Annotated in this window: 16 protein-coding genes and 1 pseudogene; 10 read left to right on the top strand and 7 right to left on the bottom strand. The window is 47.1% G+C overall.

Annotation, left to right across the window (positions count from 1 at the left end; all coding sequences use genetic code 11):
- Window positions 1–291: 291 nt before the first annotated feature.
- Window positions 292–1,467 carry an acetyl-CoA C-acyltransferase gene (locus FTU86_RS05400; RefSeq protein WP_104470652.1) on the bottom strand — a complete coding sequence of 392 codons (1,176 nt, stop codon included), beginning with the start codon at window positions 1,465–1,467 and terminating at the stop codon, window positions 292–294.
- A 122-nt stretch (window positions 1,468–1,589) separates the two neighbouring features.
- Entirely contained in the window at window positions 1,590–2,114 is a 525-nt protein-coding gene (locus FTU86_RS05395; RefSeq protein WP_160241581.1) for a GspH/FimT family protein, read from the bottom strand.
- Between the two features lie 382 nt (window positions 2,115–2,496).
- On the opposite strand from FTU86_RS05395, the gene omp38 reads away from it, so the two are divergent.
- Together omp38 and FTU86_RS05385 are read left to right on the top strand one after the other, a co-directional pair.
- Window positions 2,497–3,543 carry an outer membrane protein Omp38 gene (gene omp38 / locus FTU86_RS05390; protein ID WP_005175810.1) on the top strand — a complete coding sequence of 349 codons (1,047 nt, stop codon included), beginning with the start codon at window positions 2,497–2,499 and terminating at the stop codon, window positions 3,541–3,543.
- A 97-nt stretch (window positions 3,544–3,640) separates the two neighbouring features.
- A complete protein-coding gene (locus tag FTU86_RS05385; protein WP_045794979.1) occupies window positions 3,641–4,171 on the top strand; it encodes a hypothetical protein in 531 nt (176 codons plus the stop codon).
- A 79-nt stretch (window positions 4,172–4,250) separates the two neighbouring features.
- On the opposite strand, the gene FTU86_RS05380 is transcribed toward FTU86_RS05385, so the two are convergent.
- The 3 genes from FTU86_RS05380 to FTU86_RS05370 all read right to left on the bottom strand — a co-directional run bounded on the left by FTU86_RS05380 (window position 4,251) and on the right by FTU86_RS05370 (window position 8,184).
- Entirely contained in the window at window positions 4,251–5,714 is a 1,464-nt protein-coding gene (locus FTU86_RS05380) for an amino acid permease (RefSeq protein WP_160241580.1), read from the bottom strand.
- Window positions 5,714–6,748 carry a class I SAM-dependent methyltransferase gene (locus FTU86_RS05375; protein WP_160241579.1) on the bottom strand — a complete coding sequence of 345 codons (1,035 nt, stop codon included), beginning with the start codon at window positions 6,746–6,748 and terminating at the stop codon, window positions 5,714–5,716. The genes FTU86_RS05380 and FTU86_RS05375 overlap by 1 nt, the downstream gene beginning before the upstream one ends.
- A gap of 65 nt (window positions 6,749–6,813) precedes the next feature.
- Complete coding sequence (locus FTU86_RS05370) at window positions 6,814–8,184, bottom strand: uracil-xanthine permease family protein (protein WP_180036862.1); 1,371 nt, start codon at window positions 8,182–8,184, stop codon at window positions 6,814–6,816.
- 173 nt (window positions 8,185–8,357) lie between these two features.
- On the opposite strand from FTU86_RS05370, the gene typA reads away from it, so the two are divergent.
- Together typA and mscL are read left to right on the top strand one after the other, a co-directional pair.
- Window positions 8,358–10,190, top strand: coding sequence for a translational GTPase TypA (typA, locus tag FTU86_RS05365; protein ID WP_005175828.1), 1,833 nt, complete (start codon window positions 8,358–8,360; stop codon window positions 10,188–10,190).
- A gap of 174 nt (window positions 10,191–10,364) precedes the next feature.
- Window positions 10,365–10,802 carry a large conductance mechanosensitive channel protein MscL gene (gene mscL / locus FTU86_RS05360; protein ID WP_005175830.1) on the top strand — a complete coding sequence of 146 codons (438 nt, stop codon included), beginning with the start codon at window positions 10,365–10,367 and terminating at the stop codon, window positions 10,800–10,802.
- A 113-nt stretch (window positions 10,803–10,915) separates the two neighbouring features.
- On the opposite strand, the gene FTU86_RS05355 is transcribed toward mscL, so the two are convergent.
- Together FTU86_RS05355 and mutM are read right to left on the bottom strand one after the other, a co-directional pair.
- Window positions 10,916–11,200: a peptidylprolyl isomerase gene (locus FTU86_RS05355; RefSeq protein WP_005175832.1), complete on the bottom strand. Its 285-nt coding sequence runs from the start codon at window positions 11,198–11,200 to the stop codon at window positions 10,916–10,918.
- A 5-nt stretch (window positions 11,201–11,205) separates the two neighbouring features.
- Window positions 11,206–12,066: a bifunctional DNA-formamidopyrimidine glycosylase/DNA-(apurinic or apyrimidinic site) lyase gene (gene mutM / locus FTU86_RS05350; RefSeq protein WP_160241577.1), complete on the bottom strand. Its 861-nt coding sequence runs from the start codon at window positions 12,064–12,066 to the stop codon at window positions 11,206–11,208.
- A gap of 274 nt (window positions 12,067–12,340) precedes the next feature.
- Here mutM and otsB point away from each other — a divergent pair, with 274 nt between their 5' ends.
- The 6 genes and pseudogenes from otsB to FTU86_RS05320 all read left to right on the top strand — a co-directional run bounded on the left by otsB (window position 12,341) and on the right by FTU86_RS05320 (window position 17,787).
- Complete coding sequence (otsB, locus tag FTU86_RS05345) at window positions 12,341–13,180, top strand: trehalose-phosphatase (protein WP_160241576.1); 840 nt, start codon at window positions 12,341–12,343, stop codon at window positions 13,178–13,180.
- The gene (locus FTU86_RS05340; protein WP_127800811.1) at window positions 13,131–14,561 is read left to right on the top strand and encodes a trehalose-6-phosphate synthase; all 1,431 of its coding nucleotides are present in this window, start codon (window positions 13,131–13,133) and stop codon (window positions 14,559–14,561) included. Before otsB ends, FTU86_RS05340 begins: the two co-directional genes overlap by 50 nt.
- A 193-nt stretch (window positions 14,562–14,754) precedes the next feature.
- The gene (locus FTU86_RS05335; protein ID WP_160241575.1) at window positions 14,755–15,732 is read left to right on the top strand and encodes an acyl-CoA dehydrogenase; all 978 of its coding nucleotides are present in this window, start codon (window positions 14,755–14,757) and stop codon (window positions 15,730–15,732) included.
- Entirely contained in the window at window positions 15,720–16,514 is a 795-nt protein-coding gene (locus tag FTU86_RS05330; RefSeq protein ID WP_160241574.1) for a PIG-L deacetylase family protein, read from the top strand. Before FTU86_RS05335 ends, FTU86_RS05330 begins: the two co-directional genes overlap by 13 nt.
- Entirely contained in the window at window positions 16,495–17,109 is a 615-nt protein-coding gene (locus tag FTU86_RS05325; protein ID WP_160241573.1) for an SAM-dependent methyltransferase, read from the top strand. Before FTU86_RS05330 ends, FTU86_RS05325 begins: the two co-directional genes overlap by 20 nt.
- Window positions 17,106–17,787: pseudogene (locus FTU86_RS05320) on the top strand (glycosyltransferase family 2 protein). Before FTU86_RS05325 ends, FTU86_RS05320 begins: the two are co-directional and overlap by 4 nt.
- The last annotated feature ends 140 nt before the right edge of the window (window positions 17,788–17,927 follow it).

Below are 17,927 nucleotides of genomic sequence, written 5' to 3'. Positions count from 1 at the left end.
TTAATGGAGAAATCTAATCGGTATGTTATACCTGAGAGACGGATGAGGAGTTACCCAAGGGTTGTAAAAGGAAAACCTCAAAAATACCCAAGAAAAAGCCAGTCAATCTCTTAACTGACTGGCATTATCCAAGTGGAGGCTTTTTATTTTCCTTCCTAGTAGTTCTCTCTCCCTTTGGGAGAGAGTTAGAGAGAGGGTAGATCTCTCCCTGGCCCTCTCCTTGTAGGAGAGGATTGGGAATGATTGATTGAATCCCTCTAAGTCTCCCCTTTAAGAAAGGGAGACTTTCAATTAAAGCAACTCAATCGCCACAGCAGTTGCTTCACCACCACCGATACACAGGGCTGCGATACCACGCTTGCCGCCGGTACGTTTCAGGGCATGAATCAGGGTTAAAATAATACGTGAACCGGTCGAACCAACTGGGTGACCAAGTGCACAGGCACCGCCATTGATGTTGACTTTTTCTGGGTCCAGTTTGAACTCGTCCATTGGACACATGGTCACCATGGCAAAAGCTTCATTGATTTCCCACAGATCCACATCTGCAACCGTCCAGCCGGTTTTATCCAGAACTTTTTGAATTGCACCGACTGGCGCAATGGTAAATTCAGATGGATGCTGTGAATTCGAAGCATAGGCAATCAGCTTGGCTAGCGGTTGTAAACCTTTTGCTGCAGCGTTGTCTGCTGAGGTTAATACAAGTGCAGATGCACCATCCGAAATAGAGCTGGCATTGGCCGCAGTAATGGTGCCATCTTTAGCAAACGCTGGGCGTAGTGTTGGAATTTTTTCAATATTGGCGTTGAATGGTTGTTCATCTTTATCGACCACGACATCGCCTTTACGGGTAGACACCGTTACAGGCACGATTTCATCGGTAAAATAACCTTCATTCACTGCAGTTTGTGCACGTTTTAATGAACGAATAGCAAAGTCATCCATTTGCTCGCGGGTATAACCTTTGGTATTGGCCATGTCCTGTGCAAAAGAACCCATTAAACGGCCGGTTTCTGCATCTTCAAGGCCATCTAGGAACATATGGTCTTTGACTTCACCATGGCCCATACGGAAACCGCCGCGTGCTTTTGGCAGGATATACGGCGCATTGGTCATTGATTCCATACCGCCTGCAACTACGTAAGTCGCTGAACCGGCTTTAATCATATCTGCGGCTTGCATGACCGCTTTCATGCCTGAACCACACAGTTTATTAATGGTTACGGCACCGGTTGAATCCGGTAAGCCTGCCTTACGCATGGCTTGACGTGCAGGACCCTGTTTTAAGCCAGCCGGTAAAACACAGCCCATAATGACTTCTTCGATATCGGTCGGTTGTAAGCCAGCACGAGAAATAGCGGCTTGAATGGTGGCTGCACCTAAGTCGGGTGCGGTTAAACTGGCAAGACTACCCTGAAAACCACCCATTGCTGTCCGTGCACCATTAACAATTACGATATCCGTCATCGTTGTATCTCCAATCTGTTTCTAATCAATTCAATATTTATTTTGAGCTTAAGCCCTAGCAGTATAGGGGAAAAATCCACAGAATAAAGCGTAATTTTCATACATCTTTAGACGCATAAGTTTTAGCAGCTATTGGGAAATTCTATGCGTAGAAAACCACGATTACTGAGGAAAATACGCTGATTGGGGGTAAAACCTGAACAATAATAAAAACTGCCATTAGAGCCTAAAGGTAAACCCTGCTGGGCGTTAAATCTGAGACTGGGCAAAGACAGGGCGCCTTTCCATTCCAGGTTACCGTATTTCAGGTGGGTCTTTTCAGTTAAGACAATAGATTCACCTGAATCGAGGCTTCGGTTGCGGTTATGATCGATAAAAATAATAAAACCACTGTTCCATTGATTATTCTGACATTGCTGCAGATCGGCACTCGGGCAAATTACAATATTGGCGCGATAGGTGAGGGCTTGGGATTTGGCCAGGTTAATACTATATTGCAGTAAATAACGGATGCGCTTGGCTTCTTGCTGGGCCAGATATTGCTGAAAATGAGGCAAAGCAATCGCACTAATGATGCCAATGATGGCAAGCACCACAATGAGTTCAAACAGACTAAAGCCTGAAGTGTGAGATTTAATTGGGTACATACTAAGTAGACCTATAATCTTTATATTTTTATTATGTTTCTGTAATACAAAATATTGTTTTGTAATATTTTTCTAGGTTGTCATTATTTTTACGCATCTTTCTATAAAGCTGCTAAAATAAAATAAAGTGGAAGTGACAATAAGCTATCCACAACAAAAAATTGAGTAAAAATTTACCGAATTACAACGGAAATTGTAAGTAATTTTGTCAATAATTTACTTGATTAAAATTATCAAGCACTTGGAAAAAGAATAAAGTGTTTGTATGATTCAAAGTGACTAGCTTAAAAAGAAAACTGGGGTAAAAAAAGCCTATCTCAGGATAGCCAAAACTTTAGGCTTGAGCTTGAACAACAATTTGTTATCTCTGGAGGATAAATCCATGAAAATGAGTCGTATTGCATTGGCAATGCTCGTAGCTGCGCCTTTAGCAGCTGCAAACGCAGGCGTAACTGTTACTCCATTAATGCTTGGTTACACTTTCCAAGACACTAAACACAACAATGGTTCTGAACACCTAACTTCATCTGCTGAAATGGAAGATGATTTATTTGTTGGTGCTGCATTGGGTGTTGAACTGACTCCTTGGTTAGGTTTTGAAGCTGAATATAACCAAGTGAAAGGTGATATGGCTGAACAAGCTGGCGCTGAATATAAGCAAACTCAAATCAATGGTAACTTCTATGCGACTTCTGATTTGATCACTAAAAACTATGACAGCAAAGTTAAGCCATATGTATTGTTAGGTGCTGGTCACTACAAATACGAGTTTGACAACGATTTAGGTCGTGAAGGTCGTGGTCTTAAAGAAGAAGGTACTTTAGGTAATGCGGGTCTAGGTGCATTCTGGCACTTAAACGATGCATTAGCGCTGCGTACTGAAGCTCGTGCTACTTATAACATCGATGAAGACTTCTGGAACTACACTGCTTTAGCAGGTCTGAACGTTGTTCTTGGCGGCCGTTTGAAACCAGCTGCTCCAGTAGTAGAAGTTGCTCCAGTTGAGCCAGTTGCTCCAGTTCAACCAGCTCCACAAGAGTTGACTGAAGACCTGAACATGGAACTTCGCGTATTCTTTGATACCAACAAATCAAACATCAAAGATCAATACAAGCCAGAAATCGCTAAAGTTGCTGAAAAACTGGTTGAATATCCAAACGCAACAGCGCGTATCGAAGGTCACACAGACAACACTGGTCCACGTGCACTGAACGAACGTTTATCTTTAGCTCGTGCGAACTCTGTGAAATCTTCACTTGTAAACGAATACAACGTTGACCCAGCTCGTCTGTCAACTCAAGGTTTCGCTTGGGATCAACCGATTGCTGACAACAACACCAAAGAAGGTCGTGCTATGAACCGTCGTGTATTCGCGACAATCACTGGTAGCCGTACAGTTACTGTACAACCAGAAGCAGCTGCTCAATAATTTGAGTAGACCTTAGAAAAAACGACTCTTCGGAGTCGTTTTTTTTTATAATGGAATTTTATTGTCTTAAAAATCCCGCAGTCTGGGTAAGATGGATATGAGCACAGAAATTCCGGATCAACTCCTTCAACTTGAAGCCAATGGTGGTATTTTTGCTATTTGGAAGATTTTTCAGCACTATGGGATTGATCTGGAAATTGCCGATCTGGTCCAGCTGTGCCGGCATAATAATGAAGATGGCACTTTCGGAATTGCGCTAGCAGTGGGGTTGAAAAAGCTGGGGCTTGAGGTGAGCTTTCATACCGATCCTGATCCGCACCAGCACCCGACGGAAGTGTTGTGTTATCAGGAAGCGCAGCAATTACAGATTCCGCTACAGCCGGCACTCAGCTATAGCGCTTTGCAGACATGTGTTGATCAGGGCCGCTTTGTGATAGTGTTCTATGACACACTAGAAGGCGTGGGGAATCATTCCTTAATCTATTCAATGGATGCAGAAGAGGTCTGTTTCTTTGACAGCTTTGATGCAATGCCAGCACAGGTTTTCGAGCAGCAGCGTCAGGCAGAGGGCATTTGCCGTCAGGCCATTGTGATTGATGACCGAAATTTTGTGATGCGTTATAGCTAAGCTACATTTATCGAGATCATAAAAAAGCAGTCACTTGGACTGCTTTTTTGTTGCGTGCTTTTAAAGAAAGCTGAATCAATTATTCACGGTCGATCTTCATCGGCTGCACATCCATCTGCTGATAAGGAATCAGCTTGGTTTTGTATTTCCATTTATAGCCTAACCAGATGGCCAGGAACAATAAAATCCCGATATAGGTGGAAAGCACAGCCAGCCACTCACCCTCAAGTACCGCCTGATAGTTCTGGCCCAAGACCACAATCGCACATAAAGTGAAGGCAAACCATGGTGCGAACGGGAAGAACTTGGCACGATACGCCAGATCTTCAAGTTTATAGCCCTGAGCAAGATAGCCTTTGCGGAAACGATAATGAGAAACCGCAATACCCAGCCAGACAATAAAGCCACACATGCCTGACATATTTAGTAGCCAGTTAAAGACCTGTTCTTCACCAATAAAGGTTGTCAAGAAACATAATGCAGCAATGGCTGTAGTGGCATACAGCGCATTCATCGGTACGCCACGTGGATCAAGGCGGGCAAAGGCTTTTGGTGCACTGCCTTTACGTGCCATATCAAACAGCATACGCGTAGATGAATACATGCCTGAGTTACCCGCAGACAGAATCGCAGTTAGAATGACTGCATTCATGACACTGGCAGCAAAGGCAAAACCGGCCTGCTCATACAGTAAGGTAAAGGGTGACAGTGCCACATCATCTGTTGCAGCGGCCTGCAGTAATCGTGGATCATCATAGGCAATCAGGGTGCCGATAATGAAAATACACACGATATAGAACAACAGGATACGCCAGAAAATCTGTTTGATTGCAATCGGAATGGTTTTCTGCGGATCTTTGGATTCACCCGCAGCCACGCCGACCATTTCCGTGCCCTGGAAGGAGAAACCGGCAATCATCGCCACACCAATCAGGGCCGATAAACCACCGACAAATGGCGCTTCACCTTGGCTCCAGTTACCAAAAGTTGCAACATCCGGGGTCATCATGATCTTGGCGATCATGACCAGACCAATAATAATAAAGATGATAATCGCAAGCACTTTGACTAAAGAGAAGAAGAACTCGGACTCACCAAAGCCTTTGACTGTCAGGGCATTAATCGCAAACACCACGGTCAGGAACAGGGCACTCCAGTAGAAACCGGGAATATCCGGGAACCAGAACTTCATGATGAACTGTACCGCAACCAGTTCAAATGCCACGGTAATGGCCCAGTTATACCAGTAGTTCCAGCCTAGCGCGAAACCAAAACCACCTTCAACATATTTGCTGCCATAGGTAAAGAATGCACCTGAGGTCGGATTGTGGGTCGCCAGTTCGCCCAAGCTGGTCATCAAGAAATAGATCATGACGCCAATCAGGGCATAGGCCAGTAATGCACCACCCGGACCGGCATTGGCAATGGTCGCACCGGAGGCCAGGAATAAACCGGTCCCGATCGATCCGCCAATGGCGATCATATTTAAGTGGCGAGCACCGAGCTTACGCTGCAGCTGTCGGCTGTGTTGAGTTTCGCTCATCATACTTCCTTAACATTTTTTTGAGTGCTCGCGAACAGCACTTTAAAACCTTGTTGATCTGCCTTGACCGTACACTGGCCAAAACTCTGTTCAATCAACAGGGGATAATTTAAAAAGCGGTTGGCCACAATCCACAGTTCACCACCCGATTTCAGGTGGCGGCGCGCAGTTTTGCACAGTTTTTCGCTGGCATCATAGTAGGTCTGAATCCCCTGATGAAAAGGCGGATTGCTGACAATGGCATGTAAAAACAGCGGCGCATCTTCAATGCCACTGACGGCTTTAATTTCAAGCTGCTGCGGATTGAGCTGGTTGTGCTCAAAAGTCATTTGGGTTGAAGCGAGTGCAAAAGCATCTACATCCAGCGCGAAGATACGGTTATCTGGATTCAGCTTGGCCAGATAGGCACTGATAATGCCGGCGCCACAACCAAAATCGGCAATTTTACCCGATGGCACTTGGCTTAAATAAGGCAGGAAGACCGCTGTACCGATATCAAGCCGGTTCTGGCTGAACACACCTGGCAGGGCACAAATCTGTAGATCACCTTTTGGCGTCGCTACAGTATAACGCTGCGCCCAGTCGGCCAGTGCTTTTTTCTCGACGCTGCAGTCTAGTGTTAATTGCCAGAGTTGGCAATGACGGGCACTGTCGAGTTTTAAGGCTTTACCATAAGGCTGTAGCTGTTTGGCCGCACGTTCGACGCCGCCTTTTTTCTCACCGACCAGAAAAACACTGCTGCCGGTTTGCAGATGGGCGGCAACATTGTGCAGCACATAATTCAGCAGTTCTTTGGATTTCGGCACAAAAATAACCGCCTGATCAAATTCGCCTTCTGGAAAGTCGGCACCAAAATGAACGGGGGCAGTCTGGTTCTGGAAATAGTGGTAATCGTTAAAATTCCATGTCCAGAAAAAAGGCTGAACCGATTCACCGAATTCAGCGAACAGCTGGTCTGTAGGCGCATTGATCAGTAACACACGACCTGATAAATAATCATATTGTCGTAATAGCACTTCGCTTTTAGCATCCATGAGTCGCTCTCCAATAGAAAAACACTGTCCAAGTCCGGCTCAGACAGTGTTTTCTGGACATGAAATTACTTCTTGGTTTCAGGTAATACAATATTCAGAATCAGCGCTGCAATACCGCCGGTCGCAACACCTGAGCTAAAGATATTACGGAATAATTCTGGCAGATGCTCCAGAATTTGTGGCACTTGTGCAACGCCTAAACCCAGTGCCAGAGAAATGGCAATGATCAGCAGGGCGCGACGGTCCAGATGAATACCCGATAAAATGTTAATTCCCGATGCGGCTACCGCACCAAACATGACCATCACTGCACCACCCAGAACGGCTTGAGGCACAGCCTGAATCACGCCAGCAACGGCTGGTAATAAACCTAAAATCACCAGCATCGCGGCAATCCAGATTCCGACATAACGGCTAGCCACACCAGTTAACTGAATCACACCGTTGTTTTGTGCAAATACCGAACTTGGGAAGGTGTTGAAAATACCGGCCAGGAATGAGTTGGCACCATTGACCAGCACACCACCTTTAATACGCTGCATCCATTTTGGACCATCCACGGGCTGGTTCGACAGTTTAGAGGTTGCGGTGATGTCACCAATTGCTTCCAGTGAAGTCACCAAATAAATAAAGGCCAAAGGAATGAACAGACTCCAAGAGAAATCTAGTCCAAAATGCATAGGTGTAGGAACTTGTACCAGTGGCGCTTCCTGTAGACCAGAGAAGTCCAGATGACCCATAAAGCCAGCCACAATATAACCCACGATCAGGGCAATCAGGATGGCGGAGCTTTTAATCCAGGTCACATTAATCCGGTTCAGGATAATGATTAACGCTAAAACGGTACAAGACATGATCAGGTTGTCGGCATTGGCGAAAGTCTTGTCCGACATGGCCTGATAGCCACCGCCCATACTGATTAAACCTTCTTTAATTAAGGTTAAACCAATCAGCAGGACCACAATCCCGGTCACCAGCGGGGTAATCAGTTTTTTAACCCATGGCAGAATTTGTGAAACACCCATCTCGATAAATGAACCGGCAATCACCACACCAAAAATAGCAGCCATAACCGACTCAACTGGTGTACCTGCTGCGACCATTGCAGAACCAATCCCGATGATTGGGCCAATAAAGTTAAAGCTGGTGCCCTGAACAATTAACAGTCCGGCACCAAAAGGACCTACTTTTTTAGCTTGCAGGAAGGTTGCAATCCCCGAAATCACCAAAGACATCGATAAAATCATGTTGGTGTCTTCTTTGGAAACACCCAAGGCCAGACAGATCAACAGACCTGGTGTCACAATCGGGACAATAATAGCCAATAAGTGTTGGAAGGCAGCAAGAAAAGCAATAAATGGTTTAGGACGGTCATTCAGACCATAGACCAAATCCAGTTGCGGTTTTTGATCAGGAGATGAATTAAATTCAGACATAAGTCAAAAGCAAATTAGGCTAGGTGGCGGTATTCTAATCGAGTTACACGTCTTTACAAACTTTAAATCGTCGCTTCTGTCGAAAAAAGTTCGATTGTCAATAAAGTGTCACTACTAAATGAGAGTATTTTTCTGTATAATTTGCCCTCAAATTTAAAGCGTATCGAATTTACATGTCAGATATTAAAACTCTCCGCAACATCGCGATTATCGCGCACGTTGACCACGGTAAAACCACTCTTGTAGATAAACTTTTACAACAATCAGGTGCTCTCGGTGAACGAGCGGGCGAGATTGAGCGTGTCATGGATTCAGGCGCTATTGAAAGTGAACGTGGTATTACCATTCTTGCAAAAAACACTGCAATCAAATGGTTAGATAAACGTACCGATACAGAATACCGTATCAACATCGTGGATACCCCGGGACACGCCGACTTCGGTGGTGAAGTTGAACGTGTCATGTCGATGGTGGATTGCGTACTTCTTCTGGTTGACTCACAAGAAGGTCCAATGCCACAAACCCGTTTCGTAACGCAAAAAGCGTTCGCACGTGGTTTGAAGCCAATCGTGATCATCAACAAGGTCGACAAGCCAAACGCGCGTCCTGACTGGGTGATTGACCAGGTATTCGATTTGTTCGACAACCTGGGTGGTACTGACGAGCAGCTAGACTTCCCGGTGGTATATGCGTCTGGTTTACGTGGTGTTGCTGGTCCATCTCCAGAAGAACTGGCTGAAGATATGACACCGTTGTTTGAAACCATCGTAGACATCGTTGAACCACCAGCAGTTGACGTTGATGGTCCATTCCAGATGCAAGTGTCTTCACTGGACTATAACAGCTTCGTGGGTGTAATCGGTGTTGGTCGTATCCAGCGTGGTTCTGTAAAACTGAACACACCTGTCACTGTCATCGACAAAGACGGTAAAACACGTAACGGCCGTATCTTAAAAATCATGGGTTACCACGGTTTAGAGCGTATTGATGTAGATTCTGCATCTGCGGGTGACATCGTATGTGTAACCGGTATGGACGAGCTGCATATTTCTGACACCATCTGTGATCCGAAAAATGTTGAAGCATTACCACCGCTTTCTGTAGACGAACCAACCGTATCGATGACATTCCAGGTCAACAACTCGCCGTTCGCGGGTAAAGAAGGTAAGTTCGTGACCTCACGTAACATCCGTGAACGTCTAGACCGCGAATTGATTCACAACGTTGCACTGCGCGTTGAAGATACTGACAGTCCTGACCGTTTCAAAGTGTCTGGCCGTGGTGAACTTCATCTTTCAGTTCTGATTGAAAACATGCGTCGTGAAGGTTTCGAGATGGGTGTATCTCGTCCGCAAGTGATCTTGAAAGAGATTGACGGCGAAATGCAAGAACCGTACGAAAACGTAACGTTTGACGTTGAAGAACAGCACCAAGGCGCTGTGATGGAACAAATGGGTAACCGTAAAGGTGAGATGACCAATATGGAAGTGGACGGTAAAGGCCGTATCCGTATTGAAGCAACTGTTCCTTCACGTGGCCTGATTGGTTTCCGTTCTGAATTCATGACCATGACGTCTGGTACCGGTATCATGACCTCTAGCTTCTCGCACTACGGTCCAATGAAACAGGGTTCTGTAGCAAAACGTCAAAACGGTGTACTGATTTCTATGGTTCAAGGGACTTGCTTGGGCTATGCACTGTTCAGCTTGCAAGACCGTGGCCGTCTATTCGCTAAACCTCAGTTAGAAGTTTACGAAGGTATGATCGTGGGTATTAACTCTCGTTCAGACGATATGGTGGTGAACCCAACCAAAGCGAAACAGTTAACCAACGTACGTGCATCTGGTACGGATGATGCGTTAACTCTGGTTCCTGCAATTGAATTCACACTTGAACAAGCACTTGAATTCATTGAAGATGATGAGCTGGTTGAAGTAACGCCGAAGTCAATCCGTATCCGTAAGCGTTACCTGACTGAAAACGAACGTAAGCGTAACAAATCTTAATTTTTAAAATTAAGAAGAAAAAAGAAACCGCCAGGTCCACTTGGCGGTTTTTTTTGTATTAAATGTTCTAAAACTACTTGGAAATAATTGAAAAAAGCGTACATTAAGCAGAAATCAAATCCTAGTAATTATGTATACTTCATCACATAAATAAAGATATATTCTGGAGCGCATATGAGCATTTTAAAAGAATTTAGAGAGTTTGCCATTAAAGGCAACATGATGGACCTGGCAGTCGGTGTCATCATTGGTGGTGCATTCGGTAAGATTATTGATTCACTGGTAAAAGATGTGATCATGCCGCTGATTTCATGGATTTTAGGTGGTGATGTCGATTTCACCAATAAATTCCTGATTCTGGGTGATAACCCGAACAATGTCCAAACCTTGGCTGCTGCCCAGGAAGCCGGTCTGAACATTTTCCATTATGGTAATTTCCTGACCATCTTCATTAACTTCCTGTTATTGGCCTGGGTGGTGTTCTGGTTGGTGAAACTGATGAACAAAATGCGCCGTAAGCAGGAAGCAGAGCCAGAACCGGCAGCAACTCCAGAAGATATTGAATTACTGCGTGAAATTCGTGACGAATTGAAAAAACGTCCGCAGGCGTAATTGAAAGCAAAAGAAAACGGCGCAAAGGCGCCGTTTTTTTATAGAATCCCTCCCAACCTCCCTTTAATAAAGAGAGGAGAAGTCCCTCTTTGCTAAAGGGGGATTTAGAGGGATTAAAAATCCATCCGGAATTTAATTTCCACCAAATGAAAACCAAACTGGCTTTTGACCGGGCCATGCAACACCCGTTCAGCAGCCGTAAAGACCAGTTTATCAATCACTGGGACCAGTTGGCCTTTTTTCACTTCACCGAGTTCACCGCCACGTTTGGCTGAGTTGCAAGTGGAATACTGTTTGGCAATTTTGGCAAAGTCTGCTCCCGCTTGCAGCTTCTTTTTTAGCTGCTCGGCAGTATCTTTATCTTTCACCAGAATATGACGGACGATGGCCGTTTTCATGGGTATTACCTCGCTGTATGTTTTGGCTTGCTGGTTTTAGGACGAGCCAGTTTGACTTTCTTCAGCGGTTGGCACTCCGGGCAAAACACTGAGGCGCGCTGACCAAGCTTGAGGTTTTCCAGTGTGGTTTCACAGTTGACACACATTTCACCGGCACGACCATAGGCCAGCAGGGTTTGCTGAAAATAGCCATTTTCACCCATGGCATTGCTATAGTCGCGTAAGGTCGATCCACCCAAATCAATGGCCTGTTTTAAAATCCGTTTGATCTCCAGGGTCAGCTGCTCAATCTGTTCCAGACTTAAGCTCGACGCCGGTTGTGCCGGGTGAATGCCCAGATTAAACAGACTTTCTGTGGCGTAAATATTGCCCACGCCCACCACCACATGGTTATCCATGATTGCAATTTTAATGCCGACATTTTTGTTTTTCAGTTTATCGGCCAGATAGTGAGCATTGAAAGCATCACTTAAAGGTTCAGGCCCGAGCGTATCAATCAGTTTGCTTTGCGAGTTTTCATCTAGCCAGAGAATGCAGCCAAAACGGCGCGGGTCGTGGTAGCGCAACTGAATATCATCAAACTGGATAATCAGATGGTCATGTTTGCGCAGTTCGGCCTCGGGTTCACATAGGCGGAAGCTGCCGGACATGCCCAGATGCCACAGCATGCTGTCCTGTTCAAACTGGGCCAGAATATATTTGGAGCGACGGGTCAGGTTCAGCAGTTTTTGCCCGACCAGTTTTTGTAGATCGTCTGGAATTGGCCAGCGTAAGCTGGACTGGCGTACCTGCACGGAATGCACGCGCTGTTCTAGCAGCGGCAATAAACTGGTTTTGGTGGTTTCAACTTCAGGTAATTCAGGCATGGACAGGCTTCGGCATGAGGATGCAGCTAATATCGGGTTGAATCTTGAAAAATACAAGACAGAGCAAGGCTGCATTATAAAGTGAATTGCCGTACCGTGCAGCCGGATCAGTCTTGCGGCTCAAACTGAACATTCACAGAAAAATAAAAGCGATTCAGCGTCCAGGTAAAAAAATGTAAGCCTGCACATCATTAATGTTGAAAATCACATGCCGCCCACAAAAAAACGCCAAGATAGGGCAAAACAAAAATGAGTTATCCAGATGAGGAGCAACATGCATACGCCGCAACACATCATCGAGATCTGTCAGCAGCAGCAACGTCAATTGAATCTGTTTCTCGATTTAGACGGCACTCTGGCCGATTTTCAGCTTGACCCGCAGCACAGTTTTATTCCCACCTCGACTTTAAACACCCTGGCCGAATTATTGCAGTTGGGGATTCCGGTGAGTGTGGTTACTGGCCGTTCCATTGAGATGGCCAGACAGCTGTTACAGCAGTTACCGCTGCCGATTGCTGAGTTACATGGATTACAAATTTGGTGGAATAGTACAAAGAAATTACAACTTGATTTAAGTCATATTAATTATAAGCAGCTCCGGGCAGACCTGAGTCAGGCCTGTCGCGCCTACCCGAATTTACGTATTGAGGATAAGCAGTTTTCGGTAGCCCTGCACTACCGGGAATATCCAGAGCTTGCGCCGGTTGCACAGCAGATTATGGCGGTGCTGCAAGTGCGTTATCCTCAACTTAAGCTCAAGCAGGGCAAGTGTGTGGTCGAGCTTTTGCCTCAGCAAGCGAGTAAAGGTTTTGCAATTAGTCGCTTACTGGAAGCAATGCCAGAAAACAGCACTTTTCCCATTTTTATTGGTGATGATGTGACGGATGAAGATGGATTTGCCGTGGTCAATCAGCATCAGGGTTTGAGTATTAAAGTTGGTGAAGGCAAGACACTGGCCCGCTATCGGCTGGCCAATACCCAAGCGGTGGCGGAGTTGCTGCATTTAATAAAAATACATTGCGAAACAGGAGCAATGACCATCAAAAGAGGATGTGAGGGTAAAAATGTCAAAGCTAATCGTGTTATCCAATCGGGTCAGTTTACCGAATCCTGAAAAAAAAGCCGCAGGTGGTCTGGCGGTGGCCATGCAAGATGCACTGCATGATATTGGCGGGGTCTGGGTGGGCTGGAATGGTGAAAGAGTCGAGCAATTTTCCCAGCTGAAATTCGACTCGGTGCAGCATCAGGGTGTGGAATATCTGACCAGCCCCTTAACTGAACAGCAGTACCAGCAATATTACTGTGGCTTTGCCAACAATGCCTTGTGGCCGGCCATGCATGATCGCAGCGATTTAATTGAATACTCCACAGACGAATATCTGACTTATCAGGAAGTCAATCGCATGTTTGCCGAACAGCTACAGGCGATTGCTGAGCCGGATGATGTGATCTGGGTGCATGACTATCATTTTTTCAGTATCGCCCGGCATTGCCGCCAGTTAGGCATGCATAACAAGATTGGTTTTTTCCTGCATATTCCTTTTGCCCATGAAGCGGTGTGGCGGGAAATTCCGGTGGCATCACGTTTACTGCAAGACCTGTGTGAATATGATGTAGTTGGACTGCAAACCCAGCGCGATCAGCAGCAATGTATGCGCATTTGCCAGACCATGCTCAGTGGTGAGGAAATTCATCCTTATATCCTGCGTTATCAGAATAAGCTGACCATGATGAAGAGTTACCCCATTGGGGTGAATCCAGACCTCATCCAGCACGCGGCCGCTCAGCCCTTAACGAGCACCCAAGATATCTTTGATTTTGACTCCCTGGCCCAACAAAAAACTATTATCGGCGTTGACCGGATTGATTATTCCAAAGGGCTGTTAGAACGTTTTGATGCTTTTGCCCATTTCCTGGCTTCTTATCCTGAATATCATCAGCAGGTGGTGGACCTGCAAATTGCCTGTCCATGCCGCATGGATATTCCCGCCTATCAGCGCCTGTACCAGCGTTTAGAAGACCAGATTGCCGCCATTAACAGCCAATATGCTACAGCAGACTGGTTGCCGGTTAATTGCAGTCATCAGACCTTGGCGCATGAGGTGCTGATGAAAATTTACCGCCAGTCGGATATTTGCTGGGTCACTTCGTTAAAAGACGGTATGAATTTGGTGGCCAAAGAATATATTGCCGCTCAGGATGCCGATAATCCGGGCGTGCTGATTCTGTCCGATAAAGCCGGTGCCGCAGACCAGATGCCGGATGCACTAATTGTGAATCCACATGACCGCGAGGCCATGACGCGAGCCCTGAAACAGGCACTGGAGATGCCGCGAGCAGAGCGGATACAGCGTTACAGTCGCTTAATGGATGGTCTGAAAAAATTTGATATTGCCGACTGGCGTACTACTTTCTTAAATGATCTGCGCCATAACAGCTTCCTGTATCACTACAAGATGCCGCTTCGCGCCCAGGTCTCGCCGGTGATTCACTAATACGTTAACAATTTTCAATATTTATCTGCCCAGCCACGTGCTAAATCTAAACAGGGTCATCAGTTAAAAAGATCAATATCGTCATACGGTGACTGCAAGTTTGGCTACTCATGCCCGCTTGGGGTCACTGTGCTGGCAATGATGACAACCGGATAGATTGAGAACAATTATATATTTGGAATATAGAACCACTATGGACCAGATTCTGGCTGAATTTGAACAGCAGACAGCGCCTACCGCCGAAGATTACGTCACCACACTACGCCGTTTGCTGGCAGTATCACTTGAATTTCCTCATCCGGGCAGGGGGCAAACCCTGCTGCGCTGGCAACTGCTGGCCAAAGTTGCGGCCACCGATTTAACTTTGGTGAAATGGCTGGAATCACATTTCGATGCGCTGAGTATTTTAAACGAACTACAGATTCAGTCCGTTCCGGCGGGCTGGTGGGCAGTCTGGGCCGCGGAAGGCCATCCACAACCTGTACAGTATGAGCAGGGCTATTGTTCCGGTTATAAGACTTGGTGCTCGGCGGCATATGCGGTGGATTTTGGTTTAATGACTTATCGCGGTGCAGATGGCCAGTCACAATTATTGATGGTCGAGATGCAGCAGCCTTCAATCCAAGTAGATGATAGCAGTTGGCAAGCCATCGGTATGCAGCAGACGGCCACAGCAACTGTTCATTTTCAGCACACTCCAGCCACACGCATTGCACAACCCGGAGATTATCTGAATCGGCCGGGCTTCTGGCATGGTGCAGCCGGTGTTGCGGCCTGCTGGTATGGTGCTACAGTACGTCTGGCTGAATATTTACAGCAGCATGTGCAGCAGAAAACCCATGCCTATCATGAATTGTATTTGGGCGAAGTCAGTACCCGACTGGTCGTGACACGACAGTTTTTTACCCATGTGGCTGCCCAGATAGATGCAGCGCCGGCACACAGCCATGAACTGATCATCCGGATGTTACGCGCCCAAGTTGAGGATACTGCGCTATTGGTACTGGAAAAGGTCGGAAAAGCGCTAGGCGCACGACCTTTTTGCGAGCAGGCACATTTTGCCCGGTTGGCTGCCGACTTGCCGGTATTTTTGCGCCAGAGTCATGCTGCTTTTGATCTGGCTGCAATTGGCCGCTTATCGCTACAGGAGGGGCAAACATGGCAACTCTGATCGATCCGGTAGTCGGTGACCGGAAAATCTATGGTAGCGGTACCGATCAGGCGCAGTGGCTCAATTGGTCCGGACTGACCGGGCTGCCGGATTTGAATCTGACGCAGCACTTTCCTGAGCGTGGCCGGGTACTAATTTTCGCGCCACACCCCGATGATGAAATTCTCGGTTGTGCGGGTCTGATGCAGCAACTGGCCGCGGCAGGGCGTGAACTGCTGCTGGTTGCAGTAACCAATGGTACCGGCAGCCATCCTCGGTCAAAATGTTATAGCGTTGAGCAGCTGAATGTGCTGCGGCCACAAGAAAGTCTGAATGCCTTGGCGGTGCTGGGACTGGAACATAAGGTCCAGCGCATTGCCCTGAACATTGCAGATGGCCAGGTGATGCAGGCTGAATCCGAACTGTTGCAGCAGCTACAAAACTGGGTGCAGCCTGAGGATATTCTGGTGACCACCTTCGCTCAAGATGGCCATCCCGATCATGAAGCCACCGGACGGGTGGTGCAGCACTGGGCCAGACAGCACCGGCAGCGCTGTTATCAGGTGCTGATTTGGGCCTGGCATTGGGCCATGCCAGCAGATGCACGGATTCCCTGGGCACAGGCACGAAAACTCCGTTTAACTGCGCAGCAGCTGGCCTTAAAACAGCAGGCGATTCAATGTTTTAAAACCCAGATCAAGGCTGATGATACTATTCACCAGCCGCCAATTTTATCGGCAAAAACCATTTCACGACTCTTAATCCCGTACGAGGTCTATATTGATGCGACTGAACACGGATGACTATTTTGACCAGCTGTATCAGGACAATGATGATCCCTGGCACTATCAGCAGCGCTGGTATGAGCAGCGTAAACGGCAGCTGTGTCTGGCGGCCTTGCCGCAGGCGCGGTTTCAGCGGGTACTGGAAATTGGCTGTAGCAATGGCATCTTCAGTGAATTGCTGGCTCCGCGTTGTCAGCAGCTCATCTGTGTAGATGCCAACCGTCGTGCGGTTGAACTGGCACAGGCCCGTCTGGCGAGGTTTGCGCATGTGCAGGTGAGGCAACAACGTGTCCCTGAAACCCATCTGGCGCTGGAAAATGATAGTCTATTTGATCTGATTATTCTCAGTGAAGTGGCCTATTACCTGCGTCCGGCCGAATTAGTGCAGCTAATGCAGCAGCTGCAGCAGTGTTTAAGTGCAGACGGTACGCTGCTGGCCTGTCACTGGCGTTACCCGATTGCAGGCTTTAAGCTGAATGGCGATCAGGTACATGCCTGTTTAAGGCAACACTTGGTGCTGCATCATTATTTGCAGATGAATGATCCGGATTTTCTGCTCGATCTCTGGACTCAAGATGTACAATCTGTGGCTGCGCGGGAGGGACTGATATGAGGATGGCGGTGGTGGTGCCTGCCTATAACGAAGCCGAAACGCTGGGCGCCTGTCTGGCGGCTATTCAGCAGGCCATTGCACAATTACCACCCGCTGTGTCTGAAGTCAAGGTGCTGGTGGTGCTGGACAGTTGTGATGATCAGTCTGTCGAAATTGTACAACAGGCCGGAATCGACTACTTGTGCTGTGAAGTACGCTGTGTGGGTAAGGCACGGGATTTGGGGGGTGCGCGCCATGATTGCCAAAGGTGCCGACTGGATTGCCTGTACCGATGCCGATACCCAGGTTGATGCGCAGTGGTTATCTGCACAATATGCCCATCAACCGGCAGCGCTGATTTGCGGCGTGGTTGAAATTAAAGACTGGTCGCCTTTATCTGTGGCCGCCCGGCAGAAATATCTGCGCCATTATCAGGACAAAATGGACCATCGGCATGTGCATGGGGCCAATCTCAGTTTTTCTGCTGCGGCCTATTTAAAAGCCGGTGGTTTTCAGGCCAGCAGCTGTCATGAAGATGTGCAGCTGGTCGAGCAGATGCAGTGCTTAAACCTGCCGATTGTCTGGAGCAACCAGGTACGGGTCACCACCAGCAGTCGTCTGGACAGCCGGGTCAGTGATGGCTTTGCTGCCTATTTAAACCGGCTGGAACAGGCTTGTCGTGCTGCGTCTGAAGTGTGATCGCTCGTGCAAAAAAATGGCTGTCATCGGGCTGACAAAAACGCAGCGTATTTTGATCAACGCCACAGTTTAATTCGGTTACATAAAGCGGTAAAAATAAACAGCTTTTAGCCAATTCGGCCGTCTATCTCGGTTAGAAT

Origin of the sequence: Acinetobacter sp. YH12155 (assembly GCF_013418255.1) — a bacterium.
In the GTDB taxonomy this organism is placed as follows: domain Bacteria; phylum Pseudomonadota; class Gammaproteobacteria; order Pseudomonadales; family Moraxellaceae; genus Acinetobacter; species Acinetobacter indicus.
Note: the sequence above shows the minus strand (reverse complement) of the source record. Positions and strands in the feature narration are given on the sequence as shown.